Annotated in this window: 18 protein-coding genes; 10 read left to right on the top strand and 8 right to left on the bottom strand. The window is 65.8% G+C overall.

All coding sequences use genetic code 11. The annotated features are described in order from the left end of the window. Positions 1-74: 74 nt before the first annotated feature. Positions 75-284 (top strand): zinc ribbon domain-containing protein, encoded by a 210-nt coding sequence (locus FHR95_RS07025; protein ID WP_040185009.1) that lies wholly within the window; start codon positions 75-77, stop codon positions 282-284. A gap of 148 nt (positions 285-432) precedes the next feature. After that, entirely contained in the window at positions 433-1,383 is a 951-nt protein-coding gene (gene trxB / locus FHR95_RS07020) for a thioredoxin-disulfide reductase (RefSeq protein ID WP_183313877.1), read from the top strand. A gap of 229 nt (positions 1,384-1,612) precedes the next feature. Here trxB and FHR95_RS07015 read toward each other — a convergent pair whose 3' ends face one another. Then, positions 1,613-1,858, bottom strand: a complete 246-nt coding sequence (locus FHR95_RS07015; protein WP_040185053.1) for a SlyX family protein — start codon at positions 1,856-1,858, stop codon at positions 1,613-1,615. A gap of 95 nt (positions 1,859-1,953) precedes the next feature. On the opposite strand from FHR95_RS07015, the gene FHR95_RS17290 reads away from it, so the two are divergent. Beyond that, positions 1,954-2,418: a cold-shock protein gene (locus FHR95_RS17290; protein ID WP_040185012.1), complete on the top strand. Its 465-nt coding sequence runs from the start codon at positions 1,954-1,956 to the stop codon at positions 2,416-2,418. 78 nt (positions 2,419-2,496) lie between these two features. Here the strand turns inward: FHR95_RS17290 and FHR95_RS07005 are convergent, their stop codons facing one another. The 7 genes from FHR95_RS07005 to map form a co-directional block, all read right to left on the bottom strand. Continuing rightward, a complete protein-coding gene (locus tag FHR95_RS07005; protein WP_040185056.1) occupies positions 2,497-2,883 on the bottom strand; it encodes a hypothetical protein in 387 nt (128 codons plus the stop codon). A gap of 7 nt (positions 2,884-2,890) precedes the next feature. Beyond that, the gene (gene dapE, locus FHR95_RS07000; protein WP_040185013.1) at positions 2,891-4,063 is read right to left on the bottom strand and encodes a succinyl-diaminopimelate desuccinylase; all 1,173 of its coding nucleotides are present in this window, start codon (positions 4,061-4,063) and stop codon (positions 2,891-2,893) included. Next, positions 4,050-5,075, bottom strand: coding sequence for a 2,3,4,5-tetrahydropyridine-2,6-dicarboxylate N-succinyltransferase (dapD, locus tag FHR95_RS06995; RefSeq protein ID WP_040185014.1), 1,026 nt, complete (start codon positions 5,073-5,075; stop codon positions 4,050-4,052). Before dapD ends, dapE begins: the two co-directional genes overlap by 14 nt. 34 nt (positions 5,076-5,109) lie before the next feature. Further along, positions 5,110-5,448: a Spx/MgsR family RNA polymerase-binding regulatory protein gene (locus FHR95_RS06990; RefSeq protein WP_183313876.1), complete on the bottom strand. Its 339-nt coding sequence runs from the start codon at positions 5,446-5,448 to the stop codon at positions 5,110-5,112. After that, positions 5,448-6,647 carry a succinyldiaminopimelate transaminase gene (gene dapC / locus FHR95_RS06985; RefSeq protein ID WP_183313875.1) on the bottom strand — a complete coding sequence of 400 codons (1,200 nt, stop codon included), beginning with the start codon at positions 6,645-6,647 and terminating at the stop codon, positions 5,448-5,450. The genes FHR95_RS06990 and dapC overlap by 1 nt, the downstream gene beginning before the upstream one ends. 158 nt (positions 6,648-6,805) lie before the next feature. Beyond that, entirely contained in the window at positions 6,806-9,487 is a 2,682-nt protein-coding gene (locus FHR95_RS06980; RefSeq protein ID WP_183313874.1) for a [protein-PII] uridylyltransferase, read from the bottom strand. Positions 9,488-9,497: 10 nt separating this feature from the next. After that, positions 9,498-10,289 (bottom strand): type I methionyl aminopeptidase, encoded by a 792-nt coding sequence (gene map / locus FHR95_RS06975; RefSeq protein WP_183313873.1) that lies wholly within the window; start codon positions 10,287-10,289, stop codon positions 9,498-9,500. Positions 10,290-10,584: 295 nt separating this feature from the next. Between map and rpsB the strand changes: the two genes are divergently transcribed. The 7 genes from rpsB to ispC all read left to right on the top strand — a co-directional run bounded on the left by rpsB (position 10,585) and on the right by ispC (position 16,662). Beyond that, positions 10,585-11,331, top strand: a complete 747-nt coding sequence (gene rpsB / locus FHR95_RS06970) for a 30S ribosomal protein S2 (protein WP_040185023.1) — start codon at positions 10,585-10,587, stop codon at positions 11,329-11,331. 138 nt (positions 11,332-11,469) lie between these two features. After that, positions 11,470-12,339 (top strand): translation elongation factor Ts, encoded by an 870-nt coding sequence (gene tsf, locus FHR95_RS06965; protein WP_040185025.1) that lies wholly within the window; start codon positions 11,470-11,472, stop codon positions 12,337-12,339. A gap of 115 nt (positions 12,340-12,454) precedes the next feature. Beyond that, positions 12,455-13,222: a UMP kinase gene (gene pyrH, locus FHR95_RS06960; RefSeq protein WP_040185027.1), complete on the top strand. Its 768-nt coding sequence runs from the start codon at positions 12,455-12,457 to the stop codon at positions 13,220-13,222. Positions 13,223-13,226: 4 nt separating this feature from the next. Next, the gene (frr, locus tag FHR95_RS06955; protein WP_040185029.1) at positions 13,227-13,784 is read left to right on the top strand and encodes a ribosome recycling factor; all 558 of its coding nucleotides are present in this window, start codon (positions 13,227-13,229) and stop codon (positions 13,782-13,784) included. A 118-nt stretch (positions 13,785-13,902) separates the two neighbouring features. After that, positions 13,903-14,691 (top strand): polyprenyl diphosphate synthase, encoded by a 789-nt coding sequence (uppS, locus tag FHR95_RS06950; RefSeq protein ID WP_040185031.1) that lies wholly within the window; start codon positions 13,903-13,905, stop codon positions 14,689-14,691. Next, positions 14,684-15,484 carry a phosphatidate cytidylyltransferase gene (locus FHR95_RS06945; RefSeq protein ID WP_040185033.1) on the top strand — a complete coding sequence of 267 codons (801 nt, stop codon included), beginning with the start codon at positions 14,684-14,686 and terminating at the stop codon, positions 15,482-15,484. The genes uppS and FHR95_RS06945 overlap by 8 nt, the downstream gene beginning before the upstream one ends. After that, positions 15,472-16,662, top strand: a complete 1,191-nt coding sequence (gene ispC, locus FHR95_RS06940) for a 1-deoxy-D-xylulose-5-phosphate reductoisomerase (protein WP_183313872.1) — start codon at positions 15,472-15,474, stop codon at positions 16,660-16,662. The genes FHR95_RS06945 and ispC overlap by 13 nt, the downstream gene beginning before the upstream one ends. The last annotated feature ends 5 nt before the right edge of the window (positions 16,663-16,667 follow it).

The following is a 16,667-nucleotide window of genomic DNA, read 5'->3' as shown; positions in this document are numbered from 1 at the left end:
TCCGGGCACTCTTGAAATGCCATCCTCCTCCCCCCATATTGCTGCAATACGGCACGACGGTACAGGTTGGCCCGATGCACGAAGAACAGCTTGAGTCGCGGACCGTGCACTGCCCCTACTGCGATACTCCCTTCGAGCTGCTGCTCGACCTCTCCCAGGGCAGTCACGTCACCTGGGAGGATTGCCCGCAGTGCTGCGCGCCGATTCAACTGCGCATCGAGGTGTCGCCGACGACGGGTGAGCTGGCGTCCCTGGAGTTGGGGCGCGACGACGATGTGCTCTAGTGAGGCACGGGTCGCGTAACACCTCACCGAGACTCGCCCGACCCGAGGGTCTCTCGCCCCCAGGTTTCTCGCCGCGGGCTGCGCCATGCCGGCGCGTGTCGGCATTGCCCAGTCCACTGCGCCACTATCGACTCCACGAGGTCATGTCATGAGCGACGCGCGTCACGAACGCCTGATTATCCTGGGCTCAGGCCCTGCCGGCTACACGGCGGCCGTCTATGCCGCCCGCGCCAATCTGAAACCCCTGCTGATCACCGGTATACAGGCCGGCGGACAGCTGACCACCACCACCGACGTGGATAACTGGCCGGGGGATGAGGACGGTGTCCAGGGCCCTGAACTGATGGAGCGCATGAAGCGCCACGCCGAACGGTTCGACACCGAAGTGCTGTTTGATCATGTGAGTGAGGTGGAATTGCGCGATCGCCCCTTCACGTTGAAGGGCGACAACGGCACCTACACCTGTGATGCCCTGATTATCGCCACCGGTGCCAGCGCTCGCTATCTCGGTCTCGAGTCGGAGCAGAAGTTCATGGGGCAGGGGGTTTCGGCCTGTGCGACTTGCGATGGCTTCTTCTATCGCAAGCAGGAGGTCGTGGTGGTGGGCGGCGGCAATACCGCCGTGGAGGAGGCGCTCTACCTCTCCAACATCGCCTCCAAGGTGACCCTGGTGCACCGCCGGGATAGCCTGCGCGCCGAGAAGATCCTTCAGGACAAGCTGTTCGAGAAGGCCGAGAACGGCAATGTGGCGCTGGAGTGGAACCAGACCCTGGATGAGGTGCTGGGCGACAACAGCGGCGTGACCGGGGTGCGCCTCAAGTCCACCGTGGACGGTAGCACCAAGGAGATTGACGCCCCCGGGTTATTTATCGCCATCGGCCACAGCCCCAATACCGGGATCTTCGAGGGCCAGCTGGAGATGGCCGGCGGCTATATCAAGGTTCAGTCGGGCCTCGCTGGCAATGCCACCGCGACCAGCGTGCCGGGCGTGTTTGCCGCCGGTGACGTGATGGATCACGTCTACCGTCAGGCCGTGACCTCCGCCGGCACCGGCTGCATGGCCGCGCTGGACGCCGAACGCTATCTGGACGAGCTTTGACCGGGCTTCACCCGGACAAAAGCTTGAAGAGCGGCGCTTCGCGCCTGGAAGCTTGAAGCTGCAAGAAAAACCGCCTCCGAGGGCTTGCCCCGGAGGCGGTTTCATTTAGGCTGCGATTCAGCTTCAGCTTCAGCTTCAGCTTCAGCTTTCAGCTTTCAGCTTTCAGCTTTCAGCTTTCAGCTTTCAGCTTTCAGCTTTCAGCTTTCAGCTTTCAGCTGCCGCGAAGCGGCTAGTAATGCGGCGGCACCTCGTCCGCGGGGCCAGGTGTCGCCGTGTCGTTTTCCTGCAGCGCTCGCTGCTGGTCACGAATCTTCTCCTGCATCAGCGCGTTGAGCCGCTCGAGACGTGACAGCCGCTGCTCCTGGCCGGCCACGGCCTCATCCAGCGTGTCGAGCCAGTGCTCCTGGTAGGCGATACGGCTCTCCAGGGCCTCGAGGCGCCTCGCCAGCTCGGCAGGCGTCGCATCGGTGCTCATGGTAGTATTCTCTGGCTGGGTGTCGCCGTTCATCGTGGCACCTTCATGATGGTTTCTCCCTTCCTTTCACCCCGATAAGAGAGTTTCACAGGTCCATGAATCGAAAGGTCGTGTTTCGTTGCAGTCTCATCAGCCTGCTGCTGGCCGCACCGGCCCCTCTGCTGATTGCCCTGTTCGTTCATCTCACCGGCGGCGAGCTGTCCCGTGAGCTGTTTGCCAGCCTTCAGGTCGGCGGTCTGGCGGTGGTCTATTTCGCCGCCGCGGCTGCGGTCTTCCTGATGCTGCTGGTCGCCACCCTGGCGGTCAACGCCCTCACGCCACAGCTGGTCAACCTGGCCGAGGTCGAGGACGACGATCGCGAGATCGGTGAGGTCAAGTGGTTCAACGTCAACAAGGGGTACGGCTTCATCACCCGTGACGACGGCGAGGATGTCTTCGTGCACTTTCGCGCCATTCGCGGGCGCGGGCACCGTACCCTGGCCGAGGGCCAGAAGGTTCGCTATCACGTCATCCAGAACGAGCGCGGGCTGCAGGCCGACGACGTCACGGTGATTACCTAAATCGAAGCGCCTGCGCTCGGCGTGTTTCCCCCTGCCAACGACATCGCCCCGCCTCGAGCGGGGCGATGTCGTTTTGGACTACTGGCCGGAGTCGGGCCAGTCGATCGGCTGTTCGCTGCCATCGGGCAGCACCTGCAGGAAGCGGTCCGGGTCGTCGCCGGGCTGCCAGCCGCCCAGCGAACAGCGAACCTCGCAGTCCAGCCGGGCGGCAGCGTCTCGGGCACACGCCGCATCGCTCGCCCAGGGCGTCTCGGGACTGTCGAGCCACAGGCTGGCGAAGCCGTCGGCGGCCTTCTCCACGATCAGTACCGGCACTTCCGACCCGTCTCGCCATCCGAGGGTGCGCCACTGGCGCTTGCCCGCGGGCGAGAGTGGCTCGGCATCGATGGCTTGCCCGAGCCAGGCGTCCAGACGCGCGATGTCGCAGTGGGCCAGATAGATCTCGATATCGGGATAGGATTGCATGGGCATCTCAGGTCCGTGCCGTGCCGTTGACGAAGAGCCTGGCGAGGATGGCCTCGTAGACCCGGCTCAATTCATCGAGGTCCGCGGCCAGCACCCGTTCGTTGACCTGGTGGATGGTCGCGTTGCAGGGGCCGAGTTCGACCACCTGGCTGCCCAGGGTGGCGATGAAGCGGCCATCCGAGGTGCCGCCGGAGGTGGAGAGTTCGGGACGCTGCCCGGTCACGGCCTCCACGCCATCAATGGCGGCTTCCACCAGTTCGCCCTCGGCGGTAAGGAAAGGCTCGCCGTTGAGCGTCCAGTCCAGATGGTAGTCGAGGCCATGGGCATCCAGCAGCGCCTCGGTGCGGGTCTGGAGCTGGTCGTGAGTCACTTCGGTGGAGAAGCGGAAGTTGAACACCACCTCGACATCGCCGGGGATGACGTTGGTGGCGCCGGTCCCCGAGCGGATGTTGGAGATCTGGAAGCTGGTGGCAGGGAAGAAGGCGTTGCCGGCGTCCCAGTGCTCCCGCGCCAGGGCATCCAGTGCCGGCATCGCCTGGTGGATAGGGTTGCGTGCCAGGTGCGGATAGGCCACGTGGCCCTGGATGCCCCGCACATGCAGCACGCCGCCCAGCGAGCCGCGCCGGCCGTTCTTGATCACGTCGCCGAGGCGGTCGGTGGAGGAGGGCTCGCCGACGATGCAGTAGTCGAGCCGCTCGTGGGCCTCGCGCAGGTGTTCGACCACGGCGCGGGTGCCGTCCACCGCCGGCCCCTCCTCGTCGGAGGTGATCAGAAAGCCGATGCGTCCGTGGTGGTCCGGGTGAGCGGCCACGAAGCGCTCCACGGCGGTGACCATCGCCGCCAGGCTGCCCTTCATGTCGGCGGCGCCTCTCCCTCGCAGCATGCCGGCCTCATCGATGCATGGCTCGAAGGGTGGGAAATCCCAGCGGGGTTGGGGGCCGCTCGGCACGACGTCGGTATGGCCGGCGAAGGCCAGCAGTGGCCCATGATGGCCGCGGGTGGCCCAGACATTCTCGACATCGCCGAAGGGTAAGCGCTCGATCCGGAAGCCGAGCGCCTCGAGGCGCTCGATCATCAGGTCCTGACAGCCCAGGTCATCCGGCGTCACCGAGGGGCGGCGGATGAGCTCGAAGGCCAGTGCTAGGGTCGAGGAGAGGGCGGGCGCCTCAATTGTTGGCATGCAGCGCCTCGTTCAGCGCCACGGCGCTCTTGTTGGTGAGGCACTCGATGCGCCCGTTCTGCGAGTTGCGCCGCAGCAACAGGTCGTCCTGGCCGGCCAACTCGCGGGCGGCCACGGCCTTGACCTCCTGGCCATGGTCGTCGAGCAGAGTCACCTTGGCGCCGGCCGTGAGATAGAGGCCGGCCTCCACGGTGCAGCGGTCGCCCAGCGGGATGCCGATACCGGCATTGGCGCCGATCAGGCAGCCCTCGCCCACCTTGATGACGATGTTGCCGCCGCCCGAAAGGGTGCCCATCGTGGAGCAGCCGCCGCCCAGGTCCGAGCCCTTGCCGACCATCACGCCGGCGGAGATGCGGCCCTCGATCATGCCCGGCCCCTCGGTGCCGGCGTTGAAGTTGACGAAGCCCTCGTGCATCACCGTGGTGCCTTCACCGAGGTAGGCGCCCAGGCGAACCCTGGCGGTATCGCCGATGCGCACGCCGGCGGGCACCACGTAGTCGGTCATCTTGGGAAACTTGTCGACGCAGTCCACGGAGAGCGCTCGCCCTTCCAGGCGCGCCTTGAGACGGCGGGCCGGCAGCTCCTCGATGTCGATGGCGCCTTCGCTCGACCAGGCGATGTTGCGCAGCAGGCCGAACATGCCGGTGAGGTCCAGACCGTGGGGCTTCACCAGGCGATGCGAGAGCAGGTGCAGCTTCAGGTACACCTCCGGAGCGCTCTGGGGTGGGGTATCCACGTCCAGGAACATCGCTACCAGCGGGCGCCGGCTCGCGGCTAGGGCCTCGGCCAGTTCGGCCTGCTCCTCGTGACCGGCGGCCCTCAATGCGCCCGCCAGTTCGCTGCACTGCTCGGGCAGGAAGCTGATTGCGGCATTGCCGTCGGGGGCGTCGAGCACCTTGGCGGCGGCGGCCACCAGGCCGGCATCAGGGTCGAGCAGCGGCACCGGATAGTAGATCTCCAGCCAGTCGCCCTGGGTATTCTGGGTGCCGATTCCGAGTGCAAAGCTCAGCATGGGGGGTGTCCTCTGGAAGTGTAGGAAAGGGTCACTAGAGTTTGTCGTAGTCGCCGTCGCGGTAACCGACGAGGATCGCGTCGCCGGTATCGAGCAGTGGGCGCTTGAGCAGGGTGGGGTGGGCCAGCATCAGATCGCGTGCGCTGTTGGCGTCGATGTTGGCCTTTTCCCCGTCATCGAGTTGCCGCCAGGTGGTGCTGCGCTTGTTGAGCACCTCCATGATCGGCACACGGTGCAGAATGTGTTCCAGTAACGGCGCCGACAGGCCGTCCTCGCGCAGATCGTGGGTCTGGTAGGGCAGGCCCCGATCGTCCAGCGCCTTGCGCGCCTTTCGGCAGGTGTCGCAGTTCTTGATCACGTAGAGCGTCAGCATCAGGCCCTCCTTTCGATGAAACGGCGGACACGCCAGGCGGCCTCCAGGGTGGCGTCGACCTCGGCGACCAGTGCCAGGCGCAGCCGGCCGCTACCGGGATTGGTGCCGCTGCTACCGACCCGGCCCATGTAGCTGCCGGGCAGCACGCTGACGTGTGTCTCGGCGAAGAGCGCACGGGTGAAGGCCTCGTCATCTCCATCGGGGACGGCTGGCCACAGGTAGAAGCTCGCCTCGGGGGTGGGGAAGTCCATTACCGGCGCGAGGACCTCGGTCACTGCGGCGAAGGTCTCGCGATAGGCATCGCGGTTGGCACGCACGTGTGCCTCGTCGTTCCAGGCGGTGATCGATGCCTGCTGGACGGGCAGTGCCATGGCGCAGCCGTGGTAGGTGCGGTAGCGCTTGAAGGGAGCGGTCAGCTCGGCGTCGCCGGCAACGAAACCCGAGCGCAGCCCGGGCAGATTGGAGCGCTTGGAGAGCGAGTGGAACACCAGGCAGCGCCGGTAGTCATGGCGGCCAAGATGCGCGCAGGCCTCGAGCAACCCTGGCGGCGGGGCGTCCTCGTCCAGATAGAGCTCCGAGTAGCACTCGTCCGAGGCAATGATGAAATCAAACTCGTCCGCCAGTGCGATCAGCTTCTCGAATTCGGCCAGCGGCGTCACCGCCCCGCTGGGGTTGCCCGGCGAGCAGAGGAACACCAGTTGGACGTCGCGCCAGGTCGCGGCGGGGACCTTGTCCAGGTCCGGCAGGAAGGCGTTCTCGGCCGTGGCGTCGAGGTAGATCGGCTGTCCGCCGGCGAGCAGGGCGGCACCCTCATAGATTTGATAGAAGGGGTTGGGCATCGCCACCCCGGCCGGGCGGGTGCGATCCAGCGCGGCCTGGACGAAGGCGAAGATCGCCTCGCGGGTACCATTCACCGGCAGCACCTGGTGGTCGGCGTCCAGGCTGGCCAGCCCGAAGCGACGTGACGCCCAGTTGGCGATGGCCTGGCGCAGTTCGCTGGTTCCGGCGGTAGCCGGGTAGCGGGCGAAGCCCTGGCGGTGCGCCGTAAGCGCCTCGAGGGCGGCCGCAAAGGGCGCATGCTGCGGCTCACCGATGGTCAGCGGGATATGCGCCAATCCCTCGGGTGGGGTCACGCCGGCCTTGAGGCCGGCGAGCTTCTCGAAGGGGTAGGGCTTGAGGGCGTCGAGGTCGGGGTTCATGGGTGTCCAGGTGCGCCTGGGACAGCAGCAAGCGTCCGGCGTCGTTGTCGGTGGTGGCTCGCGGGCCGACAGCGGCGCGCGGGCGAACAGGGCGTTGATTATAGGGAAGCGCCGGGGCGGCCTCAAACGCCTCCCGCCCGCATGCCCGGCGGGCGGCATCAGCCGGGGATGGCGAGGACCTCGATGAGACGCTCACGCAGGCACTGCTGGCGCTGCGGGTCGGTGAGCGGCGCGCCGGTCTTGTCGGTAATGAAGAAGACGTCCTCGACGCGCTCGCCCAGCGTGGCGATCTTGGCCGCCGACAGCGCGATATCCTGCTCCATGAAGATGCGTCCCACCCGGGCCAGCAGACCGGGACGGTCGGGCGCGACGAGCTCGAGGAGGGTGCGCTCATTGGCCGGGTCCTGCTCGATGCTGACCTCGGTAGGCACCCGAAAGTGCTTGAGCTGGCGCGGCGTATGGCGGGTGACGATCTGCGGATAGTCGTCCGGGTCATCGAGCTCCTCCACCAGGTGGCGTCGGATCTCCTCGATGCGCTCACGGTCGCGGATCGCCTGGCCGTGGTCGTCCAGCACGATGAAGGTGTTCAGCGTCCAGTCGTTGCTGGAGGTGGCAATGCGCGCGTCGTGGATCGACAGCCCCAGCTGGTCCATGGCAGCGGCGGTGGCGGCGAACAGGTCGTCCACCGAGCGGGTATGAATGAAGACCTTGGTGCCGCCCTCAGCCATGTCGTCGGTGGGCGCGTTGATCAGGATCAGCGGCAGCTGGCTATTGCCATGGCCGAGGATCCCCTGGGTCTGCCAGACGATCTCGCTGGGCGCGTATTGCAGGAAGTAGTCCTCACCCAGTGACTCCCAGAGCCGGTCGACCCGGACCATGTCGGCGCCCACTGACGCCAGCAGGGAGTGCGCCTCGCTGCGGGTCTCCTGCACCCAGTCGTCGCGCTCCAGGGGATTCTCGAGGCCGCGGCGCAGGGCACGCTTGGTCTCGCCATGCAGCTGGCGCAGCAGCGAGGCCCGCCAGCCGTTCCACAGGGTCGGGTTGGTGGCGTTGATGTCGGCCACCGTCAGCACGTAGAGGTAGTCGAGCCGTGTCTCGTCGCCGACCAGGCGGGCGAAGTCCCCGATCACGTCGGGATCGGTGATGTCGCGCTTCTGGGCGACCATCGACATTATCAGGTGATGCTCCACCAGCCAGCTGACCAGGCGGGTGTCACGGCCGGAGAGCCCGTGACGCTCGCAGAAGGCCTCGGCATCCCGCGCCCCGAGGATCGAATGGTCGCCACCGCGTCCCTTGCCGATATCATGGTAGAGGCCGGCGATCCATAGCAGCTCCAGCTTGGGCAGCTGGTGGATGAGATTGGCGGCGACCGGAAATTCTTCCTTCGCCTCCGGCTTGCGGAAGTTGTGGATGCACTTGAGCAGTCGCAGCGTATGGGCGTCCACGGTATAGATGTGGAAGAGGTCGTGCTGCATCAGCCCGACCGCCTGGCCGAATTCGGGCAGGTACTTGCCGAGCACGCCGTAGCGGTTCATGCGTCGCAGCTGGCGCGCCACGTTGCCGCCGGAGCGCAGCAGGGCCATGAACAGGCTCTGATGGCGCAGGTCGTCGCGGTAGAGGTCGTCGATCAGGTGGCGATGGTCGCGGATCAGGCGGATGGTGTCCGCGCGGACCCCCTCGATCTCCGGATGCTCGGCCATCAGCAGGAACAGCTCGAGCAGCGCCGAGGGGCGCTTGCGGAAGACATGGCGCGAGCGGGCCTGGATGTAGCCGCCCTTGATCTCGAAGCGCTCGTTGAGGCGCGTCGTGGTCAGTGCCTCGCCGGCATGCAGGATCGCCTCGTCGAAGTGCTGAAGCAGCATGTCGTTGAGACCGGCCAGCGCCGTGACGTGGCGGTAGTAGCGTTTCATGAACTGTTCGACGGCCAGTCGCTCCGGGGTGTCGCGAAAGCCAAACAGCTCGGCAATGGTGCGTTGGTGGTCGAACTGCAGGCGGTCCTCGGCGCGGCCGGTGAGCATGTGCAGGGCGTAGCGCACCTGCCACAGGAAGGCCTGGCCCTGGCTGAGGATGCGCAGCTCGGGATCGTTCATGAAACCGCCGGCGACCAGGTCTTCGTAGCGCTGGGTGCCGAAGTGGCGCTTGGCGACCCAGCCGATCATCTGGATATCGCGCAGCCCGCCGGGCGAGCTCTTGATATTGGGCTCGAGGTGGTATTCGGAGTTGTTATAGCGGTAGTGACGGCTGATCTGTTCCTGCCACTTGGCCTCAAAGAAGCGATCCGCCGGCCATAGCCGGTCGGTGGAGAGGCGTGCCTGCATGGCTTCGCGCAGGCCCTCCGGCCCGGCCAGGGTGCGGGTCTCAAGCAGGTTGGTGATCACCGTCACGTCGGCGCAGGCCTCGCGCTCGCAGTCGGCCAGCGAGCGCACGCTATGGCCGATCTCCAGGCCGATGTCCCACAGGAAGGTGATGAAGGCCGTCAGTGGCTCGCGATACGGCGTATCGTCATCGTGCTCGAGTAGCAGCAGCAGGTCGATATCGGAGTGAGGGTGCAGCTCGCCGCGGCCGTAGCCGCCCACGGCGAGCAGGGCCACTCCCCCGTCGGGCCAGGCGTGCTGTTCCCAGGCGACCGCCAGCAGGCGGTCCAGGCACCAGGCGCGGCCGTGCACCAGGTCGCGAATGTCGGCGCCGGCGCGGAAGCGCTCATCGAGGCGGGCCTGGATGTCGCGCAGTGCCGCCTTGAAGGGGGCGATCGGCGAGCGCTCGCCGGTCAGCTCGGCGCGGAACGCCTCGACATCGAAGAGGCTGACGTCTGGGACGAAGCGGTAGTGGTGCAGGAGCATGGCGATCGACTCAGCGGTCGAGGAAGGAGAGGTCTTCGTCGTGACGAGCGGTGAGCACCTCTACCCCCGTCGCGGTGACCAGCAGGGTATGCTCCCACTGGGCGGTCAGACTTCTGTCCTTGGTCACGGCGGTCCAGCCGTCGCGCAGCACCTTGGTGCGATGGTCGCCGACGTTGATCATCGGCTCGATGGTGAAGCACATGCCTTCCTTGAGGGCGATGTCGGCCTCGGGCGCATAGCCGTCGTAGTGCAGGATCTGCGGATCCTCGTGGAAGCCGGCGCCGATGCCGTGCCCGCAGAAGTCGCGCACCACCGAATAGCCGTTGGCCTCGGCATGGGACTGGATAGCGCGGGCAAGTTCCGAGAGGTGCACGCCCGGGCGCACCAGGGCGATGCTGCGGTAGAGGCACTCCTGGGTGACCCGGCACAGACGCTCGCCCTGGATGGTCTCGCCGATGATGAACATCATGCTGGAATCGCCATGATAGCCGTCGGCCGTCTTCACGGTGATGTCGATGTTCATGATGTCGCCTTTCTTGAGCTTCTTGGCGCCATCCGGGATGCCGTGGCAGACCACATGGTTGATCGAGGTGCAGATCGACTTGGGGAAACCGTGGTAGTTGAGCGGCGCGGGGCTGGAACCCAGCTCGTCGACGATGTAGTCGTGACATAGCCGGTCCAGCTCGCCGGTGCTCACGCCAGCCTTGACGTGGGGGGTGAGCATCTCGAAGACGCTGGCGGCCTGGCGGCCCGCCTCGCGCATCTTCTCGATCTCGTCGGGCGTCTTGATGGGTACGTTCATGGAATCTCGAATCAGGGGTGGTGTCGCCCGTACATTGGCGGGCACGAGCATCGGACGACTTCATCTCGGCGGTCATCCATGGTATAAAGCTGCGCGCTTTCCTGCAATCGCGTGGCTCCGACAACACCTCGGGCGCTGCGGCGAGTCCCGGGAGATGCGCTCAACTAATGCAATGCCTTGAAAACACACATGCACCGGCACATGGTCCCGGGTGCTGTCGTGGTTATCCCTGATGACGCGACGGTCGGATCCATGGGGTGCGTGGAGGCCTAACCCGATTTTCCAGGAGTCATCCATGGCACACGTCAATATGCGTGACCTGCTGAAGGCAGGTGCACACTTCGGTCACCAGACCAAGTACTGGAACCCGAAGATGAGCAAGTACATCTTCGGCGCGCGTAACAAGATTCACATCATCAACCTCGAGCACACCCTGCCGGCCCTCAATGAGGCCATCGACGTGGTCGAGAAGATGGCCGCGGCCAACAACAAGATCCTGTTCGTGGGCACCAAGCGCAGCGCGAGCAAGATCATCAAGGAAGAGGCCAACCGCGTCGGTCAGCCGTTCGTCAACCACCGCTGGCTCGGCGGCATGCTGACCAACTACAAGACCATTCGCGTCTCCATCAAGCGCCTGCGCGACCTCGAGACCATGCACGAGGACGGCACCTTCGAGAAGCTGACCAAGAAGGAAGTGCTGATGGCGACCCGCGAGCAGGACAAGCTCGAGCGGTCCGTGGGTGGTATCAAGGAAATGGGTGGCCTGCCCGATGCCCTGTTCGTGATCGACGTCGACCATGAGCGCATCGCCATCAACGAGGCGAACAAGCTGGGCATTCCGGTCATCGGCGTGGTGGATACCAACTCCGATCCCGATGGCGTCGACTACGTGATCCCGGGCAACGATGACTCCATCCGTGCCATCCAGATCTACGTCAAGGCCGTCGCCGACGCCTGTGCCCGTGCGAAGGAAGGTCGTCCCGACGAGTTCGTCGAGGTCACCGAAGCCGAAGAGAGCCAGAGCGACGCGGCCGCCGAGTGATCGTCGGCCCGCCTGGGCCGGACGCCGTGCCGCCACGTCGCTGGCGGCCTGCCGGACAGGCACAAGGGGGCCTCGGCCCCCTTGCTTCTCTTGCTTACCGCTACCTATTCCAGGTCGAACCATTCAGAGGACACTACCATGGCAGCTATCAGCGCCTCCCAGGTCAAGGAACTGCGCGAGCGCACCGGGCTCGGCATGATGGAGTGCAAGAAGGCGCTCACCGAGACCGATGGTGATATCGAGCAGGCGATCGAGAACCTGCGCAAGAACTCCGGCCTCAAGGCCGCCAAGAAGGCGGGTCGCACCGCCGCAGAAGGCGTCGTGGTCACTCGCGTGGCCGACGACGGCAGCGTCGGCGTGATGGTCGAGATCAACTCCGAGACCGATTTCGTCGCCCGTGACGACAACTTCAAGGCGTTTGCCGAGAAGATCGCCGACGCCTTCTTCGATGCCAAGAGCGAGGACGTGGCCGCCGTCATGGAAGGCGCGCTCGAGACCGCTCGCGAGCAGCTGGTGCAGAAGATCGGCGAGAACATCGGCGTGCGTCGCAGCGTCGTCGTCGAGGCCGGCGAAGGCAACGTGGTGGGCGAGTACGTCCACGGCGGTCGCATTGGCGTGCTGACCGTGCTCAAGGGGGCTAACGCCGAGGTGGCCAAGGACGTCGCCATGCACGTCGCCGCCATCAACCCGGCCGTGGCGCTCCCCGAGAACATGCCCCAGGAGCAGTTGGACGCCGAGAAGGCGATCATCCTGGCCCAGCCCGACATGGCCGGCAAGCCCGAGCAGATTGCCGAAAAGATGGTCCAGGGCCGACTGAAGAAGTACCTGGCCGAAAACAGCCTGACCGAGCAGCCCTTCGTTAAGAACCCGGATCAGACTGTGGCCGAGTTCGTCAAGGCGGCCGGTGGTGAAGTGCTCAGCTTTACCCGCTTCGAAGTGGGCGAGGGCATCGAGAAGGAAGAAGTCGACTTCGCCAAGGAAGTGATGGAACAGGCCAAGCGCAGCTGAGGTCCGAGGTTCCAGTGTGACGATGGCGTGCGCGTGAGCGCACGCCTTCGCGTATCCGGCCGGTGAGTCCGGCCATCCACCAGGTCCCAAGCGTCGAGAATCCGGGAGACACCCCATGACCAGTGCCGATCACCCCGCCCCCAGCAAGCCCGAGAAGTCCCGCGCCGAGGTCTCCAAGTACAAGCGTATCCTGCTAAAGCTCTCTGGCGAGGCCTTGACCGGCGACGCCGAGTTCGGCATCGACCCCAAGGTGCTGGATCGCCTGGCATTGGAGATCGGCCAGCTGGTGGGGATCGGTGTTCAGGTCGGCATCGTGGTGGGCGGTGGCAACCTGTTCCGCGGGGCGGCACTGCACGAGGCGGGCATGGACCGGGTGACCGGCGACCACATGGGTATGCTCGCCACGGTGATGAACGCCCTGGCCATGCGCGATGCCCTGGAACGTTCCAATATCCGTTCCCGCGTCATGTCGGCCATCCCGATGAGTGGCGTGGTGGAGCATTACGACCGTCGCACCGCCATTCGCTACCTGACATCCGGTGACGTGGTACTGTTCTCGGCCGGTACCGGCAACCCCTTCTTCACCACGGACTCCGCGGCCTGCCTGCGTGGCATCGAGATCGACGCCGACGTGGTGGTCAAGGCCACCAAGGTCGACGGGGTCTATGATAAGGACCCGGTCACGCATCCCGACGCGGTCAAGTACGAGCAGCTGACCTATGACGATGCGCTCGACCAGAAGCTCGGGGTGATGGATTTGACCGCCATCTGCCTGGTGCGGGACCATGACATGCCGGTGCGGGTCTTCAACATGAACAAGCCGGGTGCCCTGCTGAACCTGGTGGTGGGTGGCAAGGAAGGCACGCTGATTGACAGAGGGTAAGACAGTGATCGACGACATCAAGAAGGATGCGCAGAGCCGCATGAAGAAGAGCCTCGAGGCCCTTCACCAGAACTTTAACAAGATCCGTACCGGTCGAGCGCACTCCAGTATCCTGGATGCGGTGACCGTGGATTACTATGGCGCCCAGGTGCCGCTCAACCAGGTAGCCTCGATCAACGTCGAAGACGCCCGGACCCTGGCCGTGGTCCCCTGGGAGCAACAGATGGTCCCCAAGATCGAGAAGGCCATCATGACGTCCGATCTCGGCCTCAACCCGGCAAGTGCCGGCAACGTGATTCGCGTGCCCATGCCGATGCTCACCGAGGAGACGCGCAAGGGCTACATCAAGCAGGCCCGCCAGGAGGCCGAGCACGCCCGCGTGGCGGTGCGCAACGTGCGTCGCGATGCCAATGGTGACCTGAAGTCGCTGCTCAAGGAGAAGGAGATCACCGAGGACGAGCAGCACCAGGGCGAGGAGGCGATCCAGAAGCTCACCGACAGCATCATCGCCGAGATCGACAAGGCGCTTGAGTCCAAGGAACACGACCTGATGCAGGTCTGAGGATGGTGGGCGGCACCGACGAACGGCGCCGCCGGCGACGGATCGCCCCTCGGCGAACCGCGGGCAGGTCGCTTGCGGTTCGTTGGTCCTCCAGTTCTTTCCCGCCATGCGAGACATCATGACGTCACCGCAGTCTCCCCGTACCGGGGCACCCCCCGACGATGGGCCCACCCCAGCCGAGGGGCCTTTGCCGCGCCACGTGGCGATCATCATGGACGGCAACAACCGCTGGGCGAAGGCACGCGGCATGTCCGGCGTGCGAGGCCATCATGCGGGTGTCGAGGCGGTACGCGACGTGATCCGCCGCGCCGCCGAGCGCGGCATCGAGACGCTCACGCTGTTTGCCTTCTCCAGCGAAAACTGGAAGCGCCCTCCCAGCGAGGTCAATGCCCTGATGGAGCTTTTCCTCATGGCGCTCAAGCGCGAGGTCAAGAAGCTCCATCGGCATGGCATCCGCCTGTCGGTCATCGGGGATCGCAACGGTTTCTCCGCCTCCATCCAGAAGCATATCGCCAGTGCCGAGGCGCTGACACGCGACAACACCGGCCTGCATCTGGTGGTCGCGGCCAACTACGGGGGACGCTGGGACATCGCTGGTGCCGCTCGTCGGCTTGCCGAGCGGGTCGCTGCTGGCGAGCTCGAGCCTGACGCGATCGACGAGCAGTCTCTCGACGAGGAAGTGAGCCTGCCGGAGGATGCACCGGTGGACCTGTGTATCCGCACCAGCGGCGAGCAGCGCATCTCGAACTTCCTGCTCTGGCAGATGGCCTACGCCGAGCTCCATTTCACTCCCGTGCTGTGGCCCGATTTCGATGGCGCGGCTTTCGACCGCGCCCTGGCTGACTTTCAGCGACGCAAGCGGCGCTTCGGCATGACCGATGAACAGATCGAGGGACACGGTGCTTAAACAACGGATCCTCACCGCCGCCTGGCTGATCCCTCTTGCCCTGTTCGGCCTGTTCGGCCTCGACGGCGAGGGGTTCCGGCTGTTCACCGCCGCCGTCGTGCTGCTCGCCGCCTGGGAATGGGCCAATCTCGCCGGTATCGCCGCGCCGGGGCGTCGCCTGCTGGTGGTTGCCAGTCTCGCCGGGCTGCTGGCGCTGTGCTGGGCGAGCGGCGCCGTGCTGTCAACCTGGCCGCTTTGGCTCGGTGCACTGGGCTGGCTGGTCAACCTGTATTGGGTAACCGGCTACCCCGCGCGCCTTGCGCAATGGGGGGCGACCGGCATGCGCCTGGCCATGGGGCTTTGGGTGCTGCTGCCGACCTGGGTAGGCTTCAGCGTGCTGCGCGAGAGCGGTGCCGTCTGGCTGCTCTTCGTACTGTTGCTGGTGTGGGGTGCCGATATCGGCGCCTATTTCGTCGGCCGAGCCCTCGGTCGCCACAAGCTGGCCCCCCGTGTCAGCCCCGGCAAGACCTGGGAGGGCGTGGCCGGTGGTCTGATGGTTACCGCGCTGCTGGCGATCGTCTTCGCCAGTTGGCAGAGCCTCGGCGTTGCCGGAGGTCTCATGCTGATGCTGGCGACCGCCGTAGTCACGCTGGTCTCGGTGCTGGGTGACCTGCTTGAGAGCATGCTCAAGCGCCATCGCGGCATCAAGGACTCCAGCCAGCTGCTGCCGGGACATGGCGGGGTGCTCGATCGGGTCGACAGCCTGACGGCCGCGGTGCCGCTGTTCGCGCTGCTTTCCGGGTGGCTGCTGTGAGCCTGCGTCGCGTGACCGTACTGGGCGCCACCGGCTCCATCGGCACCAGCACGTTGGATGTGATCGGTCGCCACCCGGAGCGCTATCGGGTGCATGCGCTAACGGCCCACCGCTCACGAGAAGCGCTGCTGGCCTTGTGCCTGCGTCATCGGCCGGCGGTGGCGGTGCTCGATACCGAGGAGGACGCCGCCTGGCTGCGCAGGCAGTTGGCCGAGGCGCAGCTCGCCACCGAGGTGCGGGCCGGCTGCCGGGCGCTGGTCGAGGTGGCCGAAGCCTCTGAGGTAGACGCCGTTATGTCGGCCATCGTCGGTGCGGCCGGTCTATTACCGACGCTTGCCGCGGTGAAGGCCGGCAAGCGGGTACTGCTGGCCAACAAGGAAGCCCTGGTGATGTCCGGGGCGCTGTTCATGGATGCGGTGACGCGCCATGGCGCGACCCTGCTGCCCATCGATTCCGAACATAATGCCATCTATCAGTGTCTACCCAGCGAACACCGGGGAGGGCTGGGGCGTCACGGCGTCACTCAGCTTCTGCTGACCGCCTCGGGGGGCCCCTTCCGTGGCTGGTCGCGGGATGGCTTGGCCAGCGTGACACCGGATCAGGCCTGTGATCACCCCAACTGGTCGATGGGCCGCAAGATCTCGGTGGACAGTGCCACCTTGATGAACAAGGGCCTCGAGCTGATCGAGGCCTGCTGGCTCTTCGACGCGCGTGCCGATCAGATTCAGGTGGTGGTGCATCCCCAGAGCGTGATTCACTCCATGGCGGCTTACAGCGACGGCTCGGTGATCGCCCAGCTGGGCAATCCGGACATGCGAACCCCCATCGCCTATGGGCTGGCCTGGCCGGAGCGCATCGACGCCGGCGTGGAAGCCCTGGACCTGTTCCGGATTGCGCGGCTCGACTTCGAGCCCGCCGACGAGCGTGCCTTTCCCTGCCTGCGCCTGGCCCGAGAGGCCATGGCCGCTGGTGGTACGGCGCCCGCGGTGCTCAATGCCGCTAACGAGGTGGCGGTGGAGGCCTTTCTGGCCGGGCGTCTCGGCTTTACCGGCATCGGCGAACTGGTGGCCAGGGTGCGTGATGCGCGCCCGGTCGAGGCGGCCGACGACCTCGAGACCATTCTCGAGGCCGACGCCCTCGCTCGACAAGCGGCCTACGCCCGGCTGGCGCGGCAATGAGGCGC

This window comes from Halomonas fontilapidosi (genome assembly GCF_014192285.1).
Lineage (GTDB): Bacteria > Pseudomonadota > Gammaproteobacteria > Pseudomonadales > Halomonadaceae > Halomonas > Halomonas fontilapidosi.
The sequence above is the reverse complement of the archived record's forward strand: the minus strand, read 5'-3'. Positions and strand labels throughout refer to the sequence as shown.

What these genes read in the sequence shown, in the direction of transcription:
- FHR95_RS07025 (WP_040185009.1), top strand. Translation starts at nt 75, where the DNA reads ATGCACGAAGAACAGCTTGAGTCGCGGACCGTGCACTGCCCCTACTGC.
- trxB (WP_183313877.1), top strand. Translation starts at nt 433, where the DNA reads ATGAGCGACGCGCGTCACGAACGCCTGATTATCCTGGGCTCAGGCCCT.
- FHR95_RS07015 (WP_040185053.1), bottom strand. Translation starts at nt 1,858, where the DNA reads ATGAGCACCGATGCGACGCCTGCCGAGCTGGCGAGGCGCCTCGAGGCC.
- FHR95_RS17290 (WP_040185012.1), top strand. Translation starts at nt 1,954, where the DNA reads ATGAATCGAAAGGTCGTGTTTCGTTGCAGTCTCATCAGCCTGCTGCTG.
- FHR95_RS07005 (WP_040185056.1), bottom strand. Translation starts at nt 2,883, where the DNA reads ATGCAATCCTATCCCGATATCGAGATCTATCTGGCCCACTGCGACATC.
- dapE (WP_040185013.1), bottom strand. Translation starts at nt 4,063, where the DNA reads ATGCCAACAATTGAGGCGCCCGCCCTCTCCTCGACCCTAGCACTGGCC.
- dapD (WP_040185014.1), bottom strand. Translation starts at nt 5,075, where the DNA reads ATGCTGAGCTTTGCACTCGGAATCGGCACCCAGAATACCCAGGGCGAC.
- FHR95_RS06990 (WP_183313876.1), bottom strand. Translation starts at nt 5,448, where the DNA reads ATGCTGACGCTCTACGTGATCAAGAACTGCGACACCTGCCGAAAGGCG.
- dapC (WP_183313875.1), bottom strand. Translation starts at nt 6,647, where the DNA reads ATGAACCCCGACCTCGACGCCCTCAAGCCCTACCCCTTCGAGAAGCTC.
- FHR95_RS06980 (WP_183313874.1), bottom strand. Translation starts at nt 9,487, where the DNA reads ATGCTCCTGCACCACTACCGCTTCGTCCCAGACGTCAGCCTCTTCGAT.
- map (WP_183313873.1), bottom strand. Translation starts at nt 10,289, where the DNA reads ATGAACGTACCCATCAAGACGCCCGACGAGATCGAGAAGATGCGCGAG.
- rpsB (WP_040185023.1), top strand. Translation starts at nt 10,585, where the DNA reads ATGGCACACGTCAATATGCGTGACCTGCTGAAGGCAGGTGCACACTTC.
- tsf (WP_040185025.1), top strand. Translation starts at nt 11,470, where the DNA reads ATGGCAGCTATCAGCGCCTCCCAGGTCAAGGAACTGCGCGAGCGCACC.
- pyrH (WP_040185027.1), top strand. Translation starts at nt 12,455, where the DNA reads ATGACCAGTGCCGATCACCCCGCCCCCAGCAAGCCCGAGAAGTCCCGC.
- uppS (WP_040185031.1), top strand. Translation starts at nt 13,903, where the DNA reads ATGACGTCACCGCAGTCTCCCCGTACCGGGGCACCCCCCGACGATGGG.